General features: G+C 72.1%; 19 protein-coding genes and 2 pseudogenes. 8 read left to right on the top strand and 13 right to left on the bottom strand.

What is annotated here, in order from left to right; genetic code table 11:
* Window positions 1-42: 42 nt before the first annotated feature.
* Window positions 43-1,425, top strand: a complete 1,383-nt coding sequence (locus tag ACH4KB_RS20410) for a type ISP restriction/modification enzyme (protein ID WP_398067292.1) — start codon at window positions 43-45, stop codon at window positions 1,423-1,425.
* Between the two features lie 70 nt (window positions 1,426-1,495).
* Window positions 1,496-2,692 (top strand): CaiB/BaiF CoA transferase family protein, encoded by a 1,197-nt coding sequence (locus ACH4KB_RS20405; protein ID WP_398067291.1) that lies wholly within the window; start codon window positions 1,496-1,498, stop codon window positions 2,690-2,692.
* A gap of 44 nt (window positions 2,693-2,736) precedes the next feature.
* On the opposite strand, the gene ACH4KB_RS20400 is transcribed toward ACH4KB_RS20405, so the two are convergent.
* Together ACH4KB_RS20400 and ACH4KB_RS20395 are read right to left on the bottom strand one after the other, a co-directional pair.
* Window positions 2,737-3,000 (bottom strand): hypothetical protein, encoded by a 264-nt coding sequence (locus tag ACH4KB_RS20400; protein ID WP_003970092.1) that lies wholly within the window; start codon window positions 2,998-3,000, stop codon window positions 2,737-2,739.
* Window positions 3,001-3,267: 267 nt separating this feature from the next.
* Window positions 3,268-4,071, bottom strand: a complete 804-nt coding sequence (locus tag ACH4KB_RS20395) for an SGNH/GDSL hydrolase family protein (RefSeq protein ID WP_398067290.1) — start codon at window positions 4,069-4,071, stop codon at window positions 3,268-3,270.
* Window positions 4,072-4,307: 236 nt separating this feature from the next.
* Between ACH4KB_RS20395 and ACH4KB_RS20390 the strand changes: the two are divergent.
* Window positions 4,308-4,856 (top strand): annotated as a pseudogene (locus ACH4KB_RS20390) (DUF5925 domain-containing protein); the annotation flags it as partial.
* On the opposite strand, the gene ACH4KB_RS20385 reads toward ACH4KB_RS20390, so the two are convergent.
* A complete protein-coding gene (locus tag ACH4KB_RS20385; protein WP_398067289.1) occupies window positions 4,823-5,197 on the bottom strand; it encodes a GntR family transcriptional regulator in 375 nt (124 codons plus the stop codon). The pseudogene ACH4KB_RS20390 and the gene ACH4KB_RS20385 overlap by 34 nt on opposite strands.
* Before the next feature lie 69 nt (window positions 5,198-5,266).
* On the opposite strand from ACH4KB_RS20385, the gene ACH4KB_RS20380 reads away from it, so the two are divergent.
* Together ACH4KB_RS20380 and ACH4KB_RS20375 are read left to right on the top strand one after the other, a co-directional pair.
* Complete coding sequence (locus tag ACH4KB_RS20380; protein ID WP_398067288.1) at window positions 5,267-6,184, top strand: GNAT family N-acetyltransferase; 918 nt, start codon at window positions 5,267-5,269, stop codon at window positions 6,182-6,184.
* Window positions 6,168-6,677 (top strand): DUF402 domain-containing protein, encoded by a 510-nt coding sequence (locus tag ACH4KB_RS20375; protein ID WP_398067287.1) that lies wholly within the window; start codon window positions 6,168-6,170, stop codon window positions 6,675-6,677. Before ACH4KB_RS20380 ends, ACH4KB_RS20375 begins: the two co-directional genes overlap by 17 nt.
* Window positions 6,678-6,931: 254 nt before the next feature.
* On the opposite strand, the gene ACH4KB_RS20370 is transcribed toward ACH4KB_RS20375, so the two are convergent.
* From ACH4KB_RS20370 to ACH4KB_RS20355, 4 genes are read right to left on the bottom strand one after another with little or no spacing between them, the layout of a single operon-like run.
* Window positions 6,932-8,425 carry a trifunctional class I SAM-dependent methyltransferase/NUDIX hydrolase/VOC family protein gene (locus ACH4KB_RS20370; protein ID WP_398067286.1) on the bottom strand — a complete coding sequence of 498 codons (1,494 nt, stop codon included), beginning with the start codon at window positions 8,423-8,425 and terminating at the stop codon, window positions 6,932-6,934.
* Window positions 8,426-8,438: 13 nt separating this feature from the next.
* Complete coding sequence (locus ACH4KB_RS20365; protein ID WP_398067285.1) at window positions 8,439-9,968, bottom strand: tripartite tricarboxylate transporter permease; 1,530 nt, start codon at window positions 9,966-9,968, stop codon at window positions 8,439-8,441.
* A gap of 3 nt (window positions 9,969-9,971) precedes the next feature.
* On the bottom strand, window positions 9,972-10,694 hold the full coding sequence (locus tag ACH4KB_RS20360) for a tripartite tricarboxylate transporter TctB family protein (RefSeq protein WP_398067284.1): 723 nt from the start codon (window positions 10,692-10,694) through the stop codon (window positions 9,972-9,974).
* A complete protein-coding gene (locus tag ACH4KB_RS20355) occupies window positions 10,691-11,674 on the bottom strand; it encodes a Bug family tripartite tricarboxylate transporter substrate binding protein (protein ID WP_398067283.1) in 984 nt (327 codons plus the stop codon). Before ACH4KB_RS20355 ends, ACH4KB_RS20360 begins: the two co-directional genes overlap by 4 nt.
* A gap of 125 nt (window positions 11,675-11,799) precedes the next feature.
* Between ACH4KB_RS20355 and ACH4KB_RS20350 the strand changes: the two genes are divergently transcribed.
* Window positions 11,800-12,477, top strand: a complete 678-nt coding sequence (locus tag ACH4KB_RS20350) for a response regulator (protein ID WP_398067574.1) — start codon at window positions 11,800-11,802, stop codon at window positions 12,475-12,477.
* A gap of 268 nt (window positions 12,478-12,745) precedes the next feature.
* Here ACH4KB_RS20350 and ACH4KB_RS20345 read toward each other — a convergent pair whose 3' ends face one another.
* From ACH4KB_RS20345 to ACH4KB_RS20335, 3 genes and pseudogenes are all read right to left on the bottom strand, one after another.
* Window positions 12,746-13,153 (bottom strand): hypothetical protein, encoded by a 408-nt coding sequence (locus tag ACH4KB_RS20345; RefSeq protein ID WP_398067282.1) that lies wholly within the window; start codon window positions 13,151-13,153, stop codon window positions 12,746-12,748.
* Window positions 13,150-14,799: a hypothetical protein gene (locus tag ACH4KB_RS20340; RefSeq protein WP_398067281.1), complete on the bottom strand. Its 1,650-nt coding sequence runs from the start codon at window positions 14,797-14,799 to the stop codon at window positions 13,150-13,152. Before ACH4KB_RS20340 ends, ACH4KB_RS20345 begins: the two co-directional genes overlap by 4 nt.
* A 325-nt stretch (window positions 14,800-15,124) precedes the next feature.
* Window positions 15,125-15,265: pseudogene (locus tag ACH4KB_RS20335) on the bottom strand (acetyltransferase); the annotation flags it as partial.
* Between the two features lie 210 nt (window positions 15,266-15,475).
* Here ACH4KB_RS20335 and ACH4KB_RS20330 point away from each other — a divergent pair.
* Window positions 15,476-16,525, top strand: a complete 1,050-nt coding sequence (locus tag ACH4KB_RS20330) for a lytic polysaccharide monooxygenase (RefSeq protein ID WP_398067280.1) — start codon at window positions 15,476-15,478, stop codon at window positions 16,523-16,525.
* A 129-nt stretch (window positions 16,526-16,654) separates the two neighbouring features.
* On the opposite strand, the gene ACH4KB_RS20325 is transcribed toward ACH4KB_RS20330, so the two are convergent.
* The 3 genes from ACH4KB_RS20325 to ACH4KB_RS20315 all read right to left on the bottom strand — a co-directional run bounded on the left by ACH4KB_RS20325 (window position 16,655) and on the right by ACH4KB_RS20315 (window position 19,978).
* Complete coding sequence (locus ACH4KB_RS20325; RefSeq protein WP_398067279.1) at window positions 16,655-17,542, bottom strand: esterase/lipase family protein; 888 nt, start codon at window positions 17,540-17,542, stop codon at window positions 16,655-16,657.
* Window positions 17,543-17,770: 228 nt separating this feature from the next.
* Window positions 17,771-19,372, bottom strand: a complete 1,602-nt coding sequence (locus ACH4KB_RS20320; RefSeq protein WP_398067278.1) for an MFS transporter — start codon at window positions 19,370-19,372, stop codon at window positions 17,771-17,773.
* A gap of 210 nt (window positions 19,373-19,582) precedes the next feature.
* Complete coding sequence (locus ACH4KB_RS20315) at window positions 19,583-19,978, bottom strand: winged helix-turn-helix transcriptional regulator (protein WP_398067277.1); 396 nt, start codon at window positions 19,976-19,978, stop codon at window positions 19,583-19,585.
* A 121-nt stretch (window positions 19,979-20,099) separates the two neighbouring features.
* Between ACH4KB_RS20315 and ACH4KB_RS20310 the strand changes: the two genes are divergently transcribed.
* Window positions 20,100-21,149 (top strand): DUF3533 domain-containing protein, encoded by a 1,050-nt coding sequence (locus ACH4KB_RS20310; protein WP_398067276.1) that lies wholly within the window; start codon window positions 20,100-20,102, stop codon window positions 21,147-21,149.
* Window positions 21,150-21,214: the final 65 nt, after the last annotated feature.

Raw genomic sequence — 21,214 nt, 5'->3', positions numbered from 1 at the left:
TACGATGCGCAAGGGTCACGGCGGACAGGGGAGGACGGGCAGGTGACAGCGCACGGGACAGCGGCGGCCGGCGGCGACGGGAACGCCCGGTCCTCACCTCCGGTGACACCCCGACCGCCGGACGGCCCCCCGTCACCGGACGGACCGCTGTCACCGGACGGTCCGCCTTCGCTGGACGGACCGCTGTCACCGGACGGACTGCTGTCGCTCGACGAGCTGATGCCGTGGTCCGTACGGCCGCTGCGGACCGGCCGCGCCTGGGTGACCGGCCCCGACCCCGTGGCGCTCCGGGCCCGCTGGGAACGGCTGGCCGCCGCCGGCCCCGCCGAACAGGAGCGGCTGTTCGCGCCCACCCGTTCCCGTACGCCGCACACCTCGGTCGCCGCCCTGCCCGGCCGGTCCGCCGGAACGGGCCGCTTCGCCCGGGACCCCGGCCCCTGCCCCGACCCCGTGCGGATCCTCCACGGCCCCTACGACGAACAGTGGCTGCTCCCCGACCACCGGCTGATCGACGCGGCCCGTCCGGAGCTGTGGCGGGTCGCCGACGGGCAGCAGCTCTTCGCGGTCGAGCACAGCTGCGCCCCCGAGGATCCCGGGCCCGCCCTGTCCGTGACCGCGCTGCTGCCCGACGGGCACTCCCCCGCCGGGCGGCCCGGCCGGATCAGGCCGCTCTACCGCAGGCCCGGCGGCACGGAACCCAACCTGGTCCCCGGCCTCACGGACCTGCTGCGCGGGCGGCTCGGCGGCGCGGCGGAGCCGGACGCGTTCACCCCGGAAGCGGTACTGGCCTGGGTCCTGGCCGCCGCCCGGCCCTCCGCCACCGGACCCAGGGTCCCGTTGCCGGCCGACACGGAGGTGTGGTCGTCGGGGGTGGCGCTCGGCCGGGAGCTGATGCGGCTCCAGTCGCGCGGGGCCCGGGGCGGGGAGCGGCCCCGGCTGCCGGGCGGGCGCAGGCCCTATGTGCGGGCAGCCCTCCCGGCCCGCCCCACCGAGCTGGTCCATGAGGCCGAGGGGGAGGCGCTGGTCGTCGGCGATGGCCGGATCTCGCCGGTGCCCGCGGCGGCCTGGGAGTTCACGGTGGGCGGGGTGCGGGTGCTGGAGCTCTGGTTCGGGCGCCGGGTCGCGGCGGCGACGGGCCGGGGGCCGGACGGGGCCGCCCCGGACGGACTGGACGCGGTCGGTGCGCGCGGCTGGCCCCGGGAGTGGACCTCGGAGCTGCTCGAACTCATCACCGTGCTTGCTCTGCTGGACGGCACGGCCGGGCGGCGGAAGGAGCTGTCGGCGGCGCTGGACGCGGGACCGCTGATCGGGCCCGCCGACCTGCGGGCGGCCGGGGTGCTGCCGGTGCCGCCCTCGGCACGGCGTCCCGCATCGGTGCTCGGGCACCAGGAGGAGGGCCCGGAGGGGCAGTTCGCGCTGCTGTAGCGACCGGCCGGGGAGTCCGCAGGACGGCCAGAGGTGGCGCGAGCGGCGCTCGGAGGGTAAGCACGGGTGCATGAACACCTTGCCACTCCCCCTCGACGGCATCACCGTGGTGGCCGTCGAGCAAGCGGTCGCCGCCCCCTTCGCCACCCGGCAGCTCGCCGACCTCGGAGCCAGGGTCATCAAGGTGGAGCGTCCGGACGGCGGCGACTTCGCGCGCGGCTACGACACGGCGGCGCGCGGTCTCGCCTCGCACTTCGTCTGGTGCAACCGCGGCAAGGAGTCCCTCGCCGTCGACCTGAAGGAGCCGCGTGGCCTCGCGGTGGTCCATGAACTCGTCGCCGGCGCCGATGTGTTCGTCCAGAACCTGGCCCAGGGGGCGGCGGCCCGGCTGGGGCTCGACGCCGCCTCGCTCTGCGCGGCGCACCCGCGCCTGGTGGCGGTCGACATCTCCGGTTACGGCGCGGTGGGACCGTACGCGCACAAGCGGGCCTACGACATGCTCGTGCAGTGCGAGGCCGGCCTGGTCGCGGTGACGGGAACGGCCGAGCAGCCGGTGAAGGCGGGCATTCCGGCGGCGGACATCGCGGCGGCGATGTACGCGTTCTCCGGGGTGCTCGCGGCGCTGCTGCGGCGGGCGAACACCGGGCGGGGCGGACCGGTGGAGGTCTCCATGCTGGACGCGCTGGCCGAGTGGATGGGCCACCCGCTGCACCAGGGGACGCACGGCTCCGCTCCCCCGGCGCGCACCGGTCTCGCGCACTCGGTGATCGCCCCGTACGACGCCTACGCGACGGCCGACGGGGAGCAGGTGCTGCTCTCCGTGCAGAACGACCGGGAGTGGCGGCGGCTGGCGGAACAGGTGCTTGGGCGGCCAGAGTTGGCCGACGACCCGGACTTCGCGACGAACGCGGCGCGTACCGCGAACCGGGAGCGGACCGACGAGGCGGTGGGCCGGGCGCTGGCGGGCCTGACGGGGCGGGAGGCGCTGGCCGGCCTGGAGGCGGCGGGCGTCGCCTGTGCCCGGCTGAACACGGTGGCCGATGTGGCGGCGCATCCGCAGCTCGCGGCACGGGACCGGTGGCGGGAGGTGGGGACGCCGGTGGGGCCGTTGCGGGCTCTGCTGCCGCCGATCACGCTGCCGGGGAGCGAGGAGGCGCGGATGGGTGCCGTACCGGCGCTGGGTGAGCACACCGATGTGCTGCTGCGAGCCCTGGGGATGACGGACGAGCAGACATCGGTGCTGCGCCGGGACGGAGTGATCGTCTGAACCGTCCCGAGCGGCGGGCCGGTCCCGACGGGCGATGCCGTGGGTCAGCGGCGGCTGCCGAAGAGCGAGCGCCGCAGTCGCCGCAGCGGCGCGAAGAGCGACACGCGTGCGCTCCTGCTCCTGCGGGTGTGCGCGGCATCACGCGAGGTCAGTTCACGCATGAGCAGCGTCGCTTCCGCCGACTCGCGCTGCGGGACGACGGGGCCGCCGAGCACCGCGAGATGGCGGTCGAGGCGCGTACTGGTCGCACCGCTCCCGCATGTGATGGCAGGCACACGCGGCCTGCTTCGCACCGTTATCTGTTCCATGTCACTCCCCACCCGTACGAGGGCACCCGGTCCGGGCAGGTTAACCCTATCGTCCCGCGGTGACACCCGTGTATCCCGGCCACAGGATTACGCACACACATACGGAGGTTGACGCCTCGTTACCGAATCTGCGCGATTCCAGGGCGACTTCGGACAGTTCGAGCGGTTCGCGCGGTTCGGAGCGCCCGCCGTGCCGTCCCCCCGCGCGCAGTCGCGTGGGGGACGACGGGGGAGGAGCGCCCGGGTCGAGAGCGCCGGGCCTCCGGGTCAGAGAGCGGAGTTGAGGACGGGAAGATAGCCGCCCGACTGTCCGGCGGCGGTGGGGTGGTAGGACTCGCCGATATTGAGCCAGTTCACGCTGTGCAGCCAGGCGTTGCCCGAGCAGATCTCGTGCCCGGTGAAGGCCGGCCTGACGTCGCCGAAGGTGAAGCCGTGGTCCGCCGCCCGCTTGGCGGTGGCCGTGTTGAGGTGGTCGGACGCCCCGTTGATCGCGGAGCGCTCCTTCTCGCTCAGACCGGCGAGACAGCCGCCGCCGAGCTGGTAGAAGCGGGGGTAGCCGAGGACGACGACCTGCGCCGAGGGGGCCTTGGAGCGGATGGCCGTGTACACGGAGTCGAGTCTGCCGGGCAGGGTGGAGTCGACGTAGGCGCGGGCGGTGGCGACGCGGTTGAGGCAGGTGGCCTCGGACTGAAGGACACAGGTCGTCATGACGTCGGCGAAGCCCGCGTCGTTGCCGCCGATGGAGATCGAGACGAGGTCGGTCGAGGTGTTCACGCGGCCGAGCTGACTGCCCGTCACGTCTCCGGTCCGGGCGCCGGAACAGGCGGCGAAGTCGAACGTGGAGGGGGAGTTGGCAGCCGCCCAGAGAGCGGGGTAGGCGCGGCTGCTGCGCTTGCAACTGGAGCCGTCGTAGCTGCCGGCCCCGACTCCGGAGGAGTACGAGTCGCCGAGGGCGACGTAGTCGACGGCCGCGGCGGACGAGTCGGCGTTCGCGACCCCCGCGCCGGTGAGGGCGAGGGCGGCGCCGAGGAGGAGCGAGGACGAGAACGCCACAAGTCTGGACATTTTCATGGGACCTCCTTGAGCAGGGGGTATCTGCCTACTCCGTAGTAGCAGCACCCGCACCACACCGGAAGTGTTCATGCCAAAAATAAGGGTGGTGTGCTTCCGTCCGCCCCCGGCCGTTCAACGGGCGCTCCTTGACGCCCCGCTGAAGCCCTGTCGGTTCCTGGGCGGGCCGCCGGCCCGGTACGCGGGCCTGCGAAACCCGGGTGCACGGGGGCAACCGGTACCGGATCATGGGCGCCATGCCTGACTCCCCCGAATCCGCTCTGCCGATCCGGCTCACCGTCGACGACAGCGATTCACCGTCCGACGTCGTCGACGCGCTCTTCCTCGGCCGCTTCGTGACGGGCGAGCAGCCGTACGCGCACAGTTCCTCCCTCGACCGGGTCAGGGCCGGGGCGACGCTGCTGCCGCCGGACGCCACCGTGCTGCGGGCCGCCCGCGACGACGACCGCAGCGCGACGCTCGCGGAGGGGGAGGGCTGGACGCTGCTGGCGTCCCGGTGGAACCGGGGCGCGGACGTCACCGTCACCGCGACCAGCGACGAACTGGCGGTGAAGGTCCTCGGCCAGGCCACCGAGGGGGCGCAGGACGAGCCGGAGCCCCAGCCCGACAACGTGACCATGGGCTTCTGGTACGTCTCCCCGCGCTGCGCCGGGGCATCGGCCCCGCCTCGGTGCCGAAGCAGGACGCCGGGTCGGACGCGGGGCTGTATCTGTGACAGCCGGCCGGCCGCCACGGGTGCCCGCGTGCCGCTTCAGTCCCCGTACGCCGCGCGCACCGCGTCCTCGGCCAGCGCCAGGGCCTGCTGCCGGGTGAGGCCGAGCCGCTCGGCGGTCTCGGCGTAGAGCCGCGCGGCGGTCGCCGCCCGCTGTTCGGCCGCTCCCCCGGCGGCGGCGACGAAGGTTCCGTTGCGGCCCCGGGTCTCGATCACTCCGTCCGCCTCCAGGGCCCGGTAGGCCTTGGCGACGGTGTTGGCGGCGAGGCCCAGGTCCTTGGCGAAGCCGCGTACGGTCGGGAGCCGGTGGCCGACGGGCAGCGCGCCGGAACGGGCCAGTTCGGAGAGCTGGGTGCGCAGTTGCTCGTACGGCGCGATGCCGGAGTCCGGGTCGAGGACGATCTTGTCAGTCACGGGCCGATTCTCCCCCACCGGCGGAAAAGGGGAGGCGTTCGGGGCGCGGCTGCGCATACGGTCCACCGCATGACTGTGATCGTGCGCGATTTCCGGCCGTCCGACGCGGAGGCGTGGACCGACGCCCGCCGGGCCTCGGTGCCCTGGATGGTGGCCACCCCCGAACAGATCGTCCACGACCTGGCCCACGCCCATCCGGACCGGCACTACCGGCTGCTGGTCGCCGAGGAGGACGGCGAGATCATCGCCACGGCGCAGGCGGGCATCGCCCATGACAGTCCGGAGCCGGGGCAGGGGTATTTCACGCCGCAGACGCTTCCCGGCCGGACGAACCGCGGCGCGGGCTCGCTGCTGCTGCGCACGGCGGAGGAGCACCTGGCCGAGGTCGGGGCCACGGTCCTGTACGCGTGGGTCCTGGACAGCCCGGAGAGCCTGGAGTTCGCCCGTAAGCGGGGCTACCGGCCCAGCCGCTCCGCGCACTTCCAGCACCTCGACCTCGCGGGCGGGGCCCTGCCGCCGCGCCAGGAGCCGCCGGCTGGGGCCGAGCTGCGGCCCGGCTCCGACTTCGCCGACGATCCCCGGCCGCTGTTCGAGGCGGACGCCGAGGTGACGGCCGACGAGCCGGGCGACATCGCTGCCGAGCTGGACGACTACGAGGACTGGCTGACGAGCGTCTGGCAGCACCCGGCCTTCGACCAGGGGCTCACCTCGGTGGTGCTGGTGGACGGGAAGGTGGCGGCGTTCAGCGCGGCCACCACCGACGGCGCGCGGACGTATCTGAGCGCCATGACCGGCACCCTGCGGGACTTCCGGGGGCGGGGCCTGGCGAAGCTCGCGAAGAACGACTCGCTGCACCGGGCCCGGGCGGCCGGATACACGGACGCGTACACCTCCAACGACACCGGCAACGGCCCGATGCTGGCCGTCAACCAGTGGTTCGGCTACCAGGTCTGCGCGACGGAGGTCCGCCATGTCCGCACCCTCTGAGGCCCGCGCGGGCCGTACGAAGGGCCTCGTCGTCGCCCTGTCCAAGGCGGGCCGCACCAAGATCAGGTATCCGGCGGAGCTGGTCCGGGACGACGGCGTCCGCGTCACCGTCCGGGCGCCCTGGGCCGCCCCGGGGGTGCGGGACTTCGGCTTCGTCCGGTTCGAGCCGGGCGACGTCCTCACCGAGCACTACTGGCGGGACCGGTGGTTCGCGGTGAAGGAGGTCCGCACCGGCGACGGCCGGCTCAAGGGCTGGTACTGCGACATCACCCGGCCCGCCGTGCTGGCGGACGGGGTGCTGACGGTCGAGGACCTGGACCTGGACCTGTGGGTCTCGGCCGACGGCGCTTCGGTCCTGCGGCTGGACGAGGACGAGTTCGAGGAGAGCGGTCTGGCCGGGCGCGATCCGGCGGCGGCCGGGGCGGCGGTCCGAGCCCTGGACGACCTGGAACGCCTGGCCCGGACGGAGGGGCTGACCGCCCTGCTCGGCTGAACGGCCCCGGCGGCGATGGCGGGCGAGAGCGTACGGACCGCCGGGCGCGGCTTTCGTACGGACCGCCGGGCCTGGGGCGTACGGGTCGCCAAGCGGGGGCGTACGGACCGCCGGACGGGGGCGTACGGACCGCCGGACGGGGGCGTACGGACCGCCGGACGGGGGCGTACGGACCGCCGGACGGGGGCGTACGGACCGCCGGGCGGGGGCGTACGGACCGCCGGGCGCGGCTCTCCTACGGAAACCCCGGCCGCTCAGGGGCGGGGCCGGGAGTCGGCGACCAGCTCCACCTCGTACCCCGCCGGGTCCTCCAGATAGGCGGCGTGATGCCCCTCGCCGCCCGCGTACGGATGGCGGTCGGGGAACAGCAGCCGCCAGCCGTACGCCGGGGCCTCGGCGACCAGGGCGTCGAGGGCGGCCCGGTCCGCGACGTGGAACGCCAGGTGGTTGAGGCCGGGGCGCCGGCGGTCGTGGCCGCCGGCCGCCAGGTCGGGCGACTGCTCCACCACGACGTACGCGTCACCGCGCCGCCAGCTGCGGCCGTGGGCCCAGCGCTGGTACGGCACATGGCCGAGCCGGCCCAGCAGCCAGCCCCAGCCGCGCTCCGCCTCCGCCAGGTCCGCCACCCACAGCTCGATGTGGTGCACCCGCCCGGTGACGTCCCCGGCGGCGGGCAGCGGGACCGCGCGGCCGGCGCCGCCCGGAACGTACGCGATCGGCTCCCCGTCCCGGTGCCAGTGGATCATGAAGTGCTCGCCCGCCCGGTAACCGTCCAGACCCGCACGGCAGTACGCGACCATGTCGTCCGGCAGGGCGGCCAGCGGGAACCAGTCCAGCTCGGAGCACTTCTCCGGCTCCGCGTTCCACGGCGGGCGGGCCGGGTCGTGCTCCGCGACGAAGAACCAGCCCATGCGCGCCCCGCCCCCCGGGCCCCGGTGCTGCATCACGAGGGCCACCTTCAGCTCCTCGGGCTCCAGATCGAGGCCGATCTCCTCGGCGGCCTCCCGGATCATCGCCTCGCGGACGTCCTCGCCGTCCTCCGCGTGGCCGGAGGGCATGTGGAGCAGTCCGTCCGCATACCCGGTGTTGGAGCGGCGGGCCAGCAGGACGTCCGGGCCTCGACGCAGGATCAGATGGACGTCGACGACCTCGGTGTGCCGGTGCGGCGGCATCGCGCGGGCGACCAGCGCATAGCGCTCGTCCTCGACCTCCTTGCCCCAGAGCCGGGAGTCGGGGGCCAGGTCCTCGTGGTGGATGCGCTCGGTGTGGACGGAGAGCAGGGCGGTGAGCGCGGTGGCGGACAGGCCGGCGCCACCCCACACTCCTTCGACGAGAACGAGCCGCCCGCCCAGCTTCAGCAGGCCGAACCAGTGCTCCAGGGCCGCCGCGGGGTCGGGCAGCAGCCAGACGACGTGCCGGGCCACGACGACGTCGAACACCCGCTCCCCGACCGGGGGCCGGGCGGCGTCCCCGACGAGGACCTCCGCACCGGTCCCGGCGAGCTTGGCACGGGCCCGGTCGGCCATGCGGGGCGAGCGGTCGACGGCGGTGACGCGGTGGCCCTGGCCCGCGGCGAGCAGGGAGAGGCTGCCGGTGCCGCACCCCAGGTCCAGCACGTCGGCGCGGGTGCCGGGCAGCCAGCTCTCCAGCCGCCCGGCCCAGGCGTCGCGCACCGCGGGGTCGAGGAGCCCGTGGTCGGGCTCCTCGTCGAAGGATCCGGCAGCCGCGTCCCAGTCGATCGTGGTCATGGAGCCGATGGTCTCAGCCGCCACTGACCGTGCGGGACCCCTCTGCCGTTTTCCGACCACCGCGCAGCCGGACGATCAGCCGGCTGATCAGCGGCCACGCCACGATCAGCACCACGATCGCGTAGACCGTGACGGAGAACGGGGTGTTGACCAGGCCGGACACGCTCCCGTCGCTGATCTGGAGCGCGCGGCGCAGCTGCTGTTCGGCGGCCGGGCCGAGGATCACCCCGATGACGGCGGGCAGCACCGGCAGTCCGTAGCGCCGCATCCCGAACCCGATCAGCCCGATGATCAGGAGGATCACCAGGTCGAGGGACTCGCCACCGACCGCGTACGCGCCGACGGCGGCGAAGAAGAGGATGCCCGCGTACAGGTAGGGGCGCGGGATCCGCAGGAGCTTCGCCCAGACCGGGGCGAGCGGCAGGTTGAGGGCGAGCAGCAGCACCATGCCGACGAAGAGCGAGGCGATGAGGCCCCAGACCAGCTCCGGTTCGCGTTCGAACAGCAGGGGGCCGGGCTGGATCCCGTACTGCTGGAAGGCGGCCAGCATGACGGCGGCGACGGCGGTGGTGGGCAGACCGAGCGTGAGCATCGAGACGAGGGTTCCGGCGGCGGAGGCGGAGGCGGCGGCCTCCGGTCCCGCGACGCCTTCGATGGCCCCCTTGCCGAACTGGTCACGGTGCTTCGAGAGCCGCTTCTCGGTGACGTAACTGAGGAAGGTGGGGATCTCCGCGCCGCCCGCCGGGATCGCTCCGAAGGGGAAGCCGATGACGGGGCCGCGCAGCCAGGGCTTCCAGGTGCGCCTCAGGTCGGCGCGGCCGAGCCACGGTCTGCCGACGGGGATCGGATTTCCGGTGGAGCGGCGCAGGTGGGCGGCGACCCAGAGCGCTTCGCCGATCGCGAAGAGCCCGACCGCGACGATGACCACGTCGACGCCGTCGGCCAGTTGGAGCGAGCCGAAGGTCAGGCGCTGCTGGCCGGTCATCTGGTCGAGGCCGACCAGTCCGATGGTGAGGCCGATGAGGAGCGAGGCGATGCCGCGGATGCGGGAGGCGCCGAGGACGGAGGTGACGGCGATGAAGGCCAGCACCATGATGGCGAAGTAGTCGGGGGCGCCGATACCGACGGCGAGGGAGGCGACGGTCGGGGCGAGGACGACCAGCAGGACCGTGCCGATCATGCCGCCGGCGAAGTGACCGATCGCGGCGGCGGCGAGCGCCTGGGCGCCGCGTCCGCCCTTCGCCATCGGGTTGCCCTCGATCGCGGCGACCACGGCGGCGCTCTCCCCGGGGGTGTTGAGGAGGATCGAGGTGGTGGAGCCGCCGAACATCGCGCCGTAGTAGATCCCGGCGAACATGATGAACGCTCCGGTCGGGTCGAGTCCGTACGTCACCGGGAGCAGCAGCGCCACGGCCATCGCCGGGCCGATGCCGGGGAGCACGCCGATCGCGGTGCCGAGCAGGACGCCGATCGCGGCCCACAGCAGGTTCATCGGGGTGAGCGCGGTACCGAAGCCGTCGATGAGGGAGTTGAGGGAATCCATCGGTCAGAGCACCCCCATCAGCGGGCCGCCCGGAAGGGGGACACCGAGCAGGTTGTCGAAGACGAAGTAGGTGGCCAGGGAGATGCCGGCCGCGATGAGCGGGTCCCGGCCGTGGTGCCGGCTGCCGAGCGCGTAGGCGGAGCCCCAGAAGAGCAGCGCCCCGGCGATCGGGAAGCCCAGGGGAGCGATCAGGACGGCGGCGCCGAGGAAGACCCCGGTGAGCAGGAGGACGGTGCGCCAGTCGGCCGGTTCGTCGAGGTCGACGTCCTCGCCTCCCTCCGCCTCGCCGCGTCCGCCGCGCAGGACGTCGCCGGCGAGCAGGACGGAGATGAGGAGGAACAGGCCGCCGATGACGAAGGGGACCGTCCGGGGGCCGACGGGACCGCGCTGGGCGATGTCGACGCTCATGGTGAAGGCGTCGGTGAGGACGAGCACGCCGAGCGCGAACAGCAGAACGCAGACGCCGAGTTCGGAGTGCTCGCGCAGCCAGCCGAGGGTGGCGTTCCCCTCCTGTGCGGCTTCGGCGCTCTCCTGCGCCGCGGGGTCAGGGGTTCGGGTGGATCCGGTGGGTCCGGTGGAGCTGGTGGGTCCGGCGGAGCCGGTGGAGCCGGTGGGTCCCGTGGGTCCGGTGGAGCCGGTGGAGCCGGTGGAGCCGGTGGAGCCGGTGGGTCCCGTGGGTCCGGTGGATCCGGTAGAGCCGGTAGGTCCGGTGGGTCCGGTGGTCACAGCCCCAACTCCTTGAGAACGGTGGCGACGCGCTGGTTCTGCTCGTCGAGGAAGTCGCCGAAGGGTTCGCCGATGAGAAGGGCGTCGTCCCAGCCGTTCTTCTTCATCGACTCCTTCCACTGCTTCGTGCTGTGGAGTTCGCGGATCAGGCCCGTGAGCTTGTCGCGTTCGGCCGGCGAGAGGCCGGGCGGGGCGACGACGCCGCGCCAGTTGGTGAACTCGGTGTCGAGGCCGGCTTCGCGCAGGGTGGGGGCATCGAGGCCCGGTACCCGCTTCGGACCGGTCACCGCGAGCAGGCGCAGCTCGCCCGCCTCGATCTGGTCGCGGTACTCGCCGAGGCCGGAGACCCCGAAGCCGACCTTGTTGCCGAGGATGGAGGCGAGCAGTTCGCCGCCGCCGTCGAAGGGGATGTAGTTGACCGTCCTCGGGGCGATGCCGGCCGCCTGCGCCATGAGCATCGGGGCGAGGTGGTCCGGGCCGCCGGGCGAGGAACCGCCGCCGACCGGGACGCCGGCCGGGTCCTTCTTCCAGGCGGCGAGCAGGTCGGCGATGGTCCGGTACGGGGAGTCCTTGGAGACGACGACGATGTCCGGCTCCTCGGTGAGCCGGGCGATCGGGGTGGTGTCGGCCAGCGTGCTCGGGGACTTGTTGGTGTGGACGGCTCCGACGACGCCGAGTCCCATGGAGAGCGCGAGCTTGCCGTTGCCGTGCTCGCCGACGAGCCGGGTCAGGCCGACCGTTCCGCCGGCGCCCGGCAGGTTGAACACCTCGACGTTGTGGGTGAGTCCGGCGTCCTCGGCGTTCTTGGCCAGGGTGCGCGCGGTGATGTCGTAGCCGCCGCCGGGAGTGTTGGGGACCATGAAGCGGAGCCCGGGAATCTGGGTGCCGGTGTCGGAACCGTCACCGGTGGACAGCAGGGGTGGCCCGACCACCACCAGCAACGCGGCCCCGAAGAGGGCGAGGAGAGTGCGCAGTCGCACAGGTTCCGCCTTTCAGCTGTGAAGTGGCCCACATGTTGCCTGCGCGTTAAGAAGCTGTCTCTCTTCCGGTATCAACGGACGTTGTGGTCATTGCGGTCGCCGCCTAGCGTGGCGGCGTGACAACTGTGCTGGTGGTGGACGACGACTTCATGGTCGCGAAGCTGCACAGCCGCTATGTGTCCGCTATGGACGGCTTCGCGGTCGTCGGGGTGGCGCACAACGGTGCCGACGCCTTGCGGGCGGCCGAGCGGCTGCGCCCCGATCTGGTGCTGCTGGACATCTATCTGCCCGATATGGATGGGATCGGGGTGCTGCGCGCCTTGCGTGCGGCGGAGGAGCGGGACACCTCGCGCCCCAGCGCGGACGCCCTGTTCATCACGGCGGCCCGGGACGCGGGGGTGATCCGGGCGGCGCTGCGGGCGGGGGCCCTGCACTATCTGATCAAGCCGTTCAGCCGGTCCGCGCTCCAGGAGCAGATGCGCCACGTCGCCTCGCTGCGCACCCGCCTGGACAGGCTGGGAGAGGCCCGCCAGGAGGACGTCGACCAGATCTTCGGCACCCGCCCGCCCGGCTCGCGCGAGCTGCCGAAGGGCCTGGCCGCCCCCACGGCCGACCTGGTGGAACGCACCCTGCGCGACCACCCCGAGGGCCTGTCCGCGTCGGAGTGCGCCGAGGCGGGAGCCCTGTCCCGGGTGAGCGCGCGCCGCTACCTGGAGTACTTCGCCGGAACGGGCCGGGCCGAGGTGACCCTGCGCTACGGAGGCACGGGGCGGCCGGAGCGGCGGTACCGGTGGACGGGGTGAGGCGGCACGGGGCGGCGTCCGCGCACCGCTCCTGCGAAGTACCGCGCACGATCGCGTGGGCACGCCGGAAACGATCACCGGGAACCTCCGTCAGGTCGACGGGAGCCTGGAGCGTCACTGCACGGCTGTCCTGACGTACGAGCTGGATGAAGGCGCGGGCGGCTCGGCCCACGACCGGTCGGGCCTCGGGCAGCCATGCAGGCGTCGTCGGCCTCAGCGACACCTCACGCGGGCCCCCGTCTCCGTCGCCCGCTCGGCTGCGGCGTTCTCAGCCCGCCCACCCCGCAAGAGCATGCGCGAGCGCCTGCCCGCCTTGCTGCACGACGGTTCCCGCGACCAAGGAGGGAAGAGCCTGAGCCAGTCCTTGGAGCGCGCCGGCCCGTGCCTGAGGATCCGGCATGGCCAGGACGCCATCAATCCTGTCCGCCATGGCGCGCAGGACCACCAAGTCGTCCAGGCTTTCGGCACCGCGGTCCAAGTCCGACCGGAAGGAGGCCAGCAGATCCCGCACGGTCCCGGCGTCGACGCCCCCCTGCCCGGGTGCGGACTGATACACGTGGGAGATGTTCTCTCCCACGACGTTCTGGAGCGGGGCGATGTTGTCGCCTCCGACACTGATACCGGAGCCGTGCCCTTGTTCCCGTTCTTGTTCGCGGCGGCCTCGTCCAACGATCACTGCGCGTCTCCCTGCTTTCCATTGTTCTGACCCACACCATTGATGCCGCTACCCGCGACGTTCTGGATGGGGGCGTTGTTGTCTCCGTAGACCTGAATGTTCGTGATGACCGCGGCTACTTGGCGGTCATACGCGCTCGTGTCGATCCCCCGCTCTTCGAGATACTCCGAGACCGTTCGGAAAATGCAGGTCTGCATCAGCACAACATGGCGTTTGGCATCGTCGCTCTGGTGCATGTCTCCCACTTCCTCAGTGGAGTACCGGTCGCGCAGACTGACCGGATCCTTCTCCTCCGCCCGGCCGGCGTCTGCCCTTTCCCCGAGGGCGAGGCGGGCGACCGAGCGCCAGAGGGCGAGCGGGCCCGCGGCAGCGTCGAGAAAGGCCTGGGCCGCCACCCAACCGAGTCGTCGAACGCCTCGTCTGGCGAGGGGAGCAGTGGCGGCACGCAGCTCGTTGAACAGCGGAGTCATCACGTGGGGGCGAACGGTCAGCCGCAGCTCCCCCGCTTCCAGTGCGGCGTGCACGAAGACACTGACGACGACTTGACCACTCCAGCTCACGGTCTGTGCACGCAGGTAGAGCCGGTCCGGCATGCTTGAAGGCGACCTGCGCCCCCGGCCGCCGAGATCCGGTGGCTCCAACGTCGCCGCCCGCGTTCGCTGCAGCCATAGGGCCGCAGGCAGCCCTTGCACCTCCGCCACGGTGAAGCCGGGCAACGGGTCGGTGATCTCCCGCACGTCTCGTCCCAGCCTCAGCAGAGCCGCACCGGTCTGACGCAGCAACTCCGTATCGCTCAACGACCCGTTGCCCGGCTTCACCTGGTCCCTGAACTTGAGCGGAATGCCGATATCCGCCGCACCCCAGACGTCCCGCCCGGCTCCTACGAAGCGCTCCGGATTCTCGTACGGCAACTCCCGCCGCTTCTGCTCGCGGCCGATCCGTGCCATGCGCCACCCGGCTTTCCAGGCAACCCGCGGCAGCCGATCCGGTCCGGCACCCTGGCTGCTGAGCACGGCCAAGGCCGCGAGCGCGGCAAGCCGGTCAGCGACGAACACGAGCGCCACCCCCGCCAACAGTGCGGGCGGCAGCAGAAGCAGGCCGGCTCGCAGTCCAAGTACATGATCGCCCTGCGGCACGAAGGGAACCATCGCGAGCGCCAGGGGCACGCACAGAATGACGTGCGGCGACCAACGAGACGTCATTAGTCGCGATGCTCGACGCATCTTTCGCAACGCCCTGAGCCCCGCCCATCGCACCACCAGGGCCAGCAGGGCGACGCCGCTCCACACGGCCATGACCGGCGGCGACACGTATGTCAGGCCAGCGACGACGAGCAGAACGCCAAGTCGGCGGAACCATTGGCGCCTTCGCGCACGCGTGCTGTGCGCGATGACCGGTGCGAGGTCGAATCCGTACGAAGGGACGGGCAGCGGCGGGCCGTTCAAGACATGGTCCAGCACCCACCGAGCCATCGGCTCGCCCAGAGGCGGGCAATCATCACTCCCCTCCAAGTAGATACGCCGACGAGCACTGCGGCGCGGCCTGTCGGTCCTGCCGCTTCTGCCTCTCACCTTGCGCCACCACGCCTTGATGGCCGCGACCCTGTCGGGGCGTGCGTAAACGGCCTGACACAGCAGCTTGGTCACGTCCGATGCAGTGGCATTCACCTCGTCACAGCGGTGCTCTCCCCCTGCCACCGGAGCGGCCTGACGAGGGATTGCCGGCCCTCCGGCCAAGTCCCCATCGGCCCGTTCCTTGAGACGCGCTCCACGCCCGAATCCCACTCCGCCCCCGTTCGCCGGTACGGCGGGCATCCTCACCGGGTAGCTCCGCCAGCACCAGACCACTAAAACCGACATTACGGCTATTAAGGCCCTTCGGTGGAAAATCTGGCCAGATTTCGTCCCCTCGGCTACCAGGGGCCTCACGCCTGCCCGTGGCCGGGGCGTCGTGCGGCCAAGGGCTGTCCCGGAGCGCGATGTGACCCGCCGCTGTCGGTCTGAACCCACAGGCGTCGACGTAGAACGACCGCGGGTCGTCCTCGAAGTCGACGTGAAGCCATTCGCATCCGGCGTCGCGGGCTTGCCGGGCGGCCTCGGCGACGAGTTCGGCTCAGATCCCGGACCGGCGACGGCCGTGCAGCCCCCGGCCAGTGCATCTGCCCCTCTCGGCGGTGCACTTCCTGAGCGCCCTCTTAGCCCCTCCTTAACGTGACCATAAGGATCGCCACCACCCCGTCCCACCAGGCTTTTTGGGCCTTCGGAGCGGCTAGCTTGCTGAGCGCCACCCTCACAGCTGTGCTGTCTCGAAGGAGATTCGTCCATGACCGCTCGTCGCAAGGCCGCCGGTATTCTCGCCCTCGGTTTCGCACCGCTCGCACTGACCGGGCTGGCCTCCGCCCCGGCCGTCGCGCACGGTTCGCTCACCGACCCGGTGAGCCGGGTGTCCGCGTGCTTCGCCGAGGGGCCCGAGAGCCCGTCGTCGGCGGCGTGCCGGGCGGCGGTCTCGGCCGGCGGGACGCAGGCGCTGTACGACTGGAACGGGGTGAACATCGCCAACGCGGCGGGCAAGCACCGTGAGTTGATCCCCGACGGCAAGCTGTGCAGCGCGGCCAACGACAAGTTCAAGGGGCTGGACCTCCCGCGCGCCGACTGGCCGGCCTCCGCGATGTCCGCGGGCGAGCACACCTTCCGGTTCCGCGCGACGGCCCCGCACCGGGGATCGTTCGAGCTGTACCTCACCAAGCCCGGTTACGACCCCACGAAGCCGCTGGCCTGGTCGGATCTGGAGGCGAAGCCCTTCGCCGAGGCCACCGACCCGGCGCTGGAGAACGGTTCGTACGTCTTCGACGGGACGGTCCCCGAGCGCTCGGGGCGGCAGCTGGTCTACACGGTCTGGCAGCGCTCCGACTCCCCCGAGGCGTTCTACGCCTGCTCCGACGTGACGTTCGGCGGCGCTTCGGCCGGCGGTGGAGCGGAGAAGGAGGAGGGGCAGGGGCAGGGGTCCGGTGGTGATTCCGGCGCCGAGGCCCCGGCGGCGGCCCCCTCCGCGCCGTCCGAGGACGCCATCGCCGCGGGTTCCGAGAAGTCGTCGGTCGAGCACAACGGCCACGGGGACGACGACGCGAACACCGGGGCGAAGGCCACCGCGGCCGCCCCGGCCGCCCCGGCCGCCCCGGCCGAGAAGGCTGAGGGCAATGCCCCGGAGGTCAACGCGGCGGGCTCCGACGAGGTGCTGGCCGAGACGGGCGGTTCCACGAGCAGCACGTATCTGGCGATCGGGGGCGCGGGAGTCCTCGCCGCCGGTGCGGCCGTGCTGTTCGCCTCGCAGCGCCGGCGGGCCGCCGCCTCGGCGGGACGCCACAGCCGCTGACCGCCGCACCACCCCTCTCATACCCCTGCCGCGTCCCTCCGGGACGTCGGGCGCGGCAGGTCGTGACGGGCCGGGGTCCGCCGTCCGCACCGTCGGACGCCGGGCCCCGGCCCGTCGTCGCGCGGCGGGTCAGCCGATGACCGAGGCGCAGGTGGTCGGGGTGGCGCGCGCCGGGTCGAGGGCGTTGGCCACTTCGTGGAAGGCGATGCGGTCGATGGTCCCGATCGCCACGTGCTCGGACAGGTCGAGCGGGCACAGGTCCTGGAGCAGCACGTTGCGTACGTTCGGCCCGTCCAGGTACTGCGTCCGGTACGGGGTCACGACCTCGTCGTACTTGGTCGCGATGACGGTGTAGCGGACGCCGGGGACGGTGTCGCCGCCCGCCGTGAGCTTGGTGATGAAGGGCGATCCCGCGACCTGGTCGGCGAGCCCGGGGGTGTTGTCGCCGATGAACCTCTCGACGCCGGGGAAGAACGGCAGCAGCTTGGTGAGGCCGAGCAGCGTGGTGCCGTGGTTGTCCGGGGCGATGCCGACGAGGGCGTTGACCTTGTCGGCGCCGCCAAGGAACTTCAGGTAGTAGTTCGGCATCATGCCGCCCTGCGAGTGGCCGACGAGGTCGGCCTTCGGGGCTCCGGTGGCGGCGAGGACCTTGTCGACGAACACGTCGAGCTGTTCGGCGGACTTGTCGATGGGGCCGAGGCCGTGGAAGAACGGCACGCCGGGAAGCTGGCCGTAGTCGAGGGAGAAGACGCAGTAGCCCCGGTTGACCAGGTAGGGGGCGAGGACCAGCCAGTTGTCGATCGAGTTCCCGAAGGTTCCGTGGACCAGGACGACGGGGCGGGGGTGGGCGGCGGAGGGCTTGCAGGAGTAGTCGTTCCAGCCACGCGAAGTGGCCTCGGCGGCGACCGGGGTCGCCGCGGTCGCCGTGGGGGCGACGAGAAGGGCGAGGGCCAGGAGCAGGGTGGCGAACAGACTGCGCGTGCGGGGAACGCGCGCAGCACGGATCCAGGGCAGCATCGAGTGGTCTCCTTGCGGCTCAAGGGAGGTGCGATGGCGGTGCGCCCTGTGGCCCGGACCACAAGCTTTACGTGCTCATGCCAAATTACGCACGAGTAAGGTGGCGAGGGAAGTTACGCGTCGGTAAAAACTGGCGGGGCGGGGTACTCGCCCCCGGCCACCGACGCGGCCGGCCACCCGCCCCGCCTCGACGGGTGACGCGCGGCCGACCGGTGCCGGGCAGTCAGGTCAGGAAGCCGCCGACCCCGCCGCGGACGTCGACTTGCCGGCCTCTCCCGTTTCGCCCGCCGCTCCTTCCTGATCCGCGCTTTCGCCGGCGCGCCCCACGTTCCGGAGCAGCACCGTTGCCGTGACGGCCAGTGCGAGCATGACCGGGACCGCTCCCATCGCGATCCAGGCAAGCCCCTGGGCGAAGGAGTCCCTTGCCACGGAGACGAGTTGGGCCCCCGCCTCCGCGGGCAGCCGGCCGGCGGCCTCCAGGGCCGCGGGCAGGTTGTCGGTGACCGTCTCCCGGGCGGAGGCGGGGACACCGTCCGGCACCGAACCGGTCATCCCGCTGTGGTACGCAACGTTCAGCACGCTGCCGAGGACCGCGATGCCGAGGGCACCGCCCAGTTCCTGGGTCGTCTCGCCCACCGCGGCGGCCGAGCCCGCCTGCTCGGGCGGCGCGGCGTCGACGATCATCCCGATCCCGAGGGACGAGACCGGCATCAGGCCGGCGAACAGCAACGACGCCGCCGTGACGACGGTTCCGATCCCGGAACCACTGTCCACCTGGGAGAGCACGGCGAAGCCGATGGCGGCGATCGCCAGACCGGCTCCGAAAACGTACGCTTTGCCCACCTGGGCCGCCACGCCCTGGGCGATGAACATCGCGAGGGTTCCGCTGATGACCATCGGCAGGCTCCACACCGCCGACTCCAGCGGCTCCATGCCCACCACCATCTGGATGTACTGGGCGATGAGGAACTGGCTGCCCAGCATGAACACCACGGTCAAGGTCAGCGTTCCGAGGGAGACGCTGAAGCCCCGGTTCGTGAAGAGCTTCATGTCGAGCAGCGGGTCGGTGAGCCGGCGCTGCCGCACGACGAAGAGGGCGCCGACCACGAGACCGATTACCAGGGACAGCAGCGGCAGCCAGGTGACGCCCTCCTTGGCGAACTCCTTCACGCCGAAGACGACCAGCAGAATGGCGGCCAGCGACATCGCGGCGCTGGTCAGGTCCAGTCGGCCGGCGTCCGGGTTACGGACCTCCGGAAGCACCAGCGGGCCCGCCACCAGCAGGAACACCATGACCGGCACGGCTACGAGGAAGACCGAACCCCACCAGAACGCCTCCAGCAGCACACCGCCGACCAGCGGGCCGACCGCGCCGCCCAGCATGAAGCTCGTCATCCACACCGTGATGGCGAAGCCGCGCTGTTTGGCGTCGTGGAACATGGCGCTGATCAGCGACAGCGTCGACGGGCCCAGTACCGCGCCGGCGAGGCCGAGGAGGGCGCGGGCCGCGATCAGTGTCTCCGCGGTGGGCGCGTAGGCGGCGAGCACCGAGGCGCAGCCGAAGGCCACGGCCCCGAGCAGCAGCATCCGGCGACGGCCGATGCGGTCGCCGAGCGTACCCATGGTGATCATCGCGCCGGCGATGACGAACCCGTAGACATCGGTGATCCAGAGCAGTTGCGCCCCTGAAGGCTCCAGATCCCGGCTCAGGGTCGGCAGCGCCAGATGGAGCACGCTCATATCCATGATCACGAGCATCGCGGGCAGCGCCAGGGCCGCCAGCCCGATCCACTCGCGTACCCCGGCGCGCGGCGCGGTTTCCGTATCCACCGAATTCTCCCTTCCGGGCCGCTCGGCCCGCCGGACTTACCCTAGGTTTTGAGCTTTCGATTGGTACGGGCTTACCTGGCGGTCAGCCCCGGACCGAGCCGATAGCGCGCAGGCCGGACCGCCGACCCACCCGGGGAAACATTCGAGATGCCGCTCAACAGGAGAAGGCGCCCCGCTCCACGGGGAGCGAGGCGCCGACGGACAGCGGGTTCACTTCACCTCGTCGTGGCGCTCGCGCGCGGCGAGGACATCTCCGATCCGATGCGTGATCCACTCGACCAGGCCACCCAGCGTCAGCGCCAGCTCCCGCCCCAGAGGGGTGAGCGAGTAGGTCACCTGGGGCGGCACCGTGGGTTCGACCTCACGGGCGATCAGTCCGTCCCGCACGAACACCCGCAGATTCTGCGACAGCATCTTCTCGCTGATGCCGCCGATCCTGTCCCGCAGCACGTAGAAGCGCATCGGCCCCTCCTGCAACGCGGCCAGAATCAGCACGCCCCATCGGCTGCTGACGTGATTCAGCACCGTGCGGGCCGGGCAGTCCGCCGTGAATGCGTCGCTCATCGCGACGGCTTTCCCATCCTTGACCTCAGAGCTCACGTCCACGCCTAGAACTTACTGCAGAGCATGCCCTTACGAAAGGAAAGCCCTGAGGGCCGCCCCCGGCGCTACGCCGTTCGGCCCCGCCCCGCCTGCGCGGACGCGGCCACGCCCGGACCGTGGGGGCATGACTTTCGTCGACGAGGTGAAGAACGCCGTCACCCCACGGGCCGCCCTGCTCGTGATCGGTGTGCTCGGACTGCAACTGCTGTTCATCGCGTCCTACGTCGGTGCTCTGCACAAGCCGAAGCCGACCGATGTCGCCTTCGGGGTGGTGGCCCCGCAGCAACTGTCCCAGCAGCTCGTGGACCAGTTGGACGGGCTCCCCGGCGGACCGCTCGACCCCCGTGCGGTGAGCAGCGCCGCCGAGGCCCGCGAGCAGATCATGAACCGCGACATCGACGGCGCCCTGATCGTCTCGCCGGGAGGCCGCACCGACACCCTGCTGGTCGCCTCCGGGGGCGGGACCGTGCTCTCGGGCGCCCTGGAGAAGATCATCGCCCAGGTCGAGGGCTCCCAGCAGCGGGCCGTGCGGACCGTGGACGTGGCACCGGCCTCCGCCGACGACTTCGACGGACTCTCGTCCTTCTACCTGGTGGTCGGCTGGTGCGTGGGCGGCTACCTCTGCGCCTCGATCCTGGCGATCAGCGCGGGCACGAAACCCGCCAACCGGCAGCGGGCCACGATCCGGACCGTGGTCATGGCGCTGTACGCGATCGCGGGCGGCATCGGCGGCGCGGTCATCATCGGCCCGATCCTCGGAGCGCTGCCGGGCAGCTTCTGGGGCCTGGCCGGCCTCGGCGCCCTGGTCGTCTTCTCGGTCGGCATGATCACGCTCGCCCTGGAGGCCCTCACGGGCATCGTCGGCATCGGTCTGGCCGTCCTGCTCATCGTCATCGCCGGCAACCCGAGCGCGGGCGGAGCCTTCCCGCTCCCGATGCTCCCGGACTTCTGGCGGGCGATCGGCCCGGCCCTCCCTCCGGGGGCCGGGACCTGGACGGCCCGCTCGATCGCCTACTTCCGGGGCAACGCGGTCACCGGGCCCCTGCTGGTGCTCTCGACCTGGGCGGTCGTCGGCACGGCGCTGACCCTGCTGCTGTCGATGCGGCACCGGGCGGGGCGGGACGACGACGGTACGGAGACAGCACGCGCGGCGGGCGGATCGACGGCTGCCTGACGCCGCTCCCGCTTCCGCTCGGTGAAACGTTCATGGGGCCGCCCTTCCGGGCGGCCCCATCTGAC

Source organism: Streptomyces sp. NPDC017520, from assembly GCF_044329855.1.
In the GTDB taxonomy this organism is placed as follows: Bacteria; Actinomycetota; Actinomycetes; order Streptomycetales; family Streptomycetaceae; genus Streptomyces.
The sequence above is the reverse complement of the archived record's forward strand: the minus strand, read 5'-3'. Positions and strand labels throughout refer to the sequence as shown.

Coding starts and splice junctions, on each gene's coding strand:
- ACH4KB_RS20405 (WP_398067291.1), top strand. CDS start 1,496: ATGAACACCTTGCCACTCCCCCTCGACGGCATCACCGTGGTGGCCGTC.
- ACH4KB_RS20400 (WP_003970092.1), bottom strand. CDS start 3,000: ATGGAACAGATAACGGTGCGAAGCAGGCCGCGTGTGCCTGCCATCACA.
- ACH4KB_RS20395 (WP_398067290.1), bottom strand. CDS start 4,071: ATGAAAATGTCCAGACTTGTGGCGTTCTCGTCCTCGCTCCTCCTCGGC.
- ACH4KB_RS20380 (WP_398067288.1), top strand. CDS start 5,267: ATGACTGTGATCGTGCGCGATTTCCGGCCGTCCGACGCGGAGGCGTGG.
- ACH4KB_RS20375 (WP_398067287.1), top strand. CDS start 6,168: ATGTCCGCACCCTCTGAGGCCCGCGCGGGCCGTACGAAGGGCCTCGTC.
- ACH4KB_RS20370 (WP_398067286.1), bottom strand. CDS start 8,425: ATGACCACGATCGACTGGGACGCGGCTGCCGGATCCTTCGACGAGGAG.
- ACH4KB_RS20365 (WP_398067285.1), bottom strand. CDS start 9,968: ATGGATTCCCTCAACTCCCTCATCGACGGCTTCGGTACCGCGCTCACC.
- ACH4KB_RS20330 (WP_398067280.1), top strand. CDS start 15,476: ATGACCGCTCGTCGCAAGGCCGCCGGTATTCTCGCCCTCGGTTTCGCA.
- ACH4KB_RS20325 (WP_398067279.1), bottom strand. CDS start 17,542: ATGCTGCCCTGGATCCGTGCTGCGCGCGTTCCCCGCACGCGCAGTCTG.
- ACH4KB_RS20310 (WP_398067276.1), top strand. CDS start 20,100: ATGACTTTCGTCGACGAGGTGAAGAACGCCGTCACCCCACGGGCCGCC.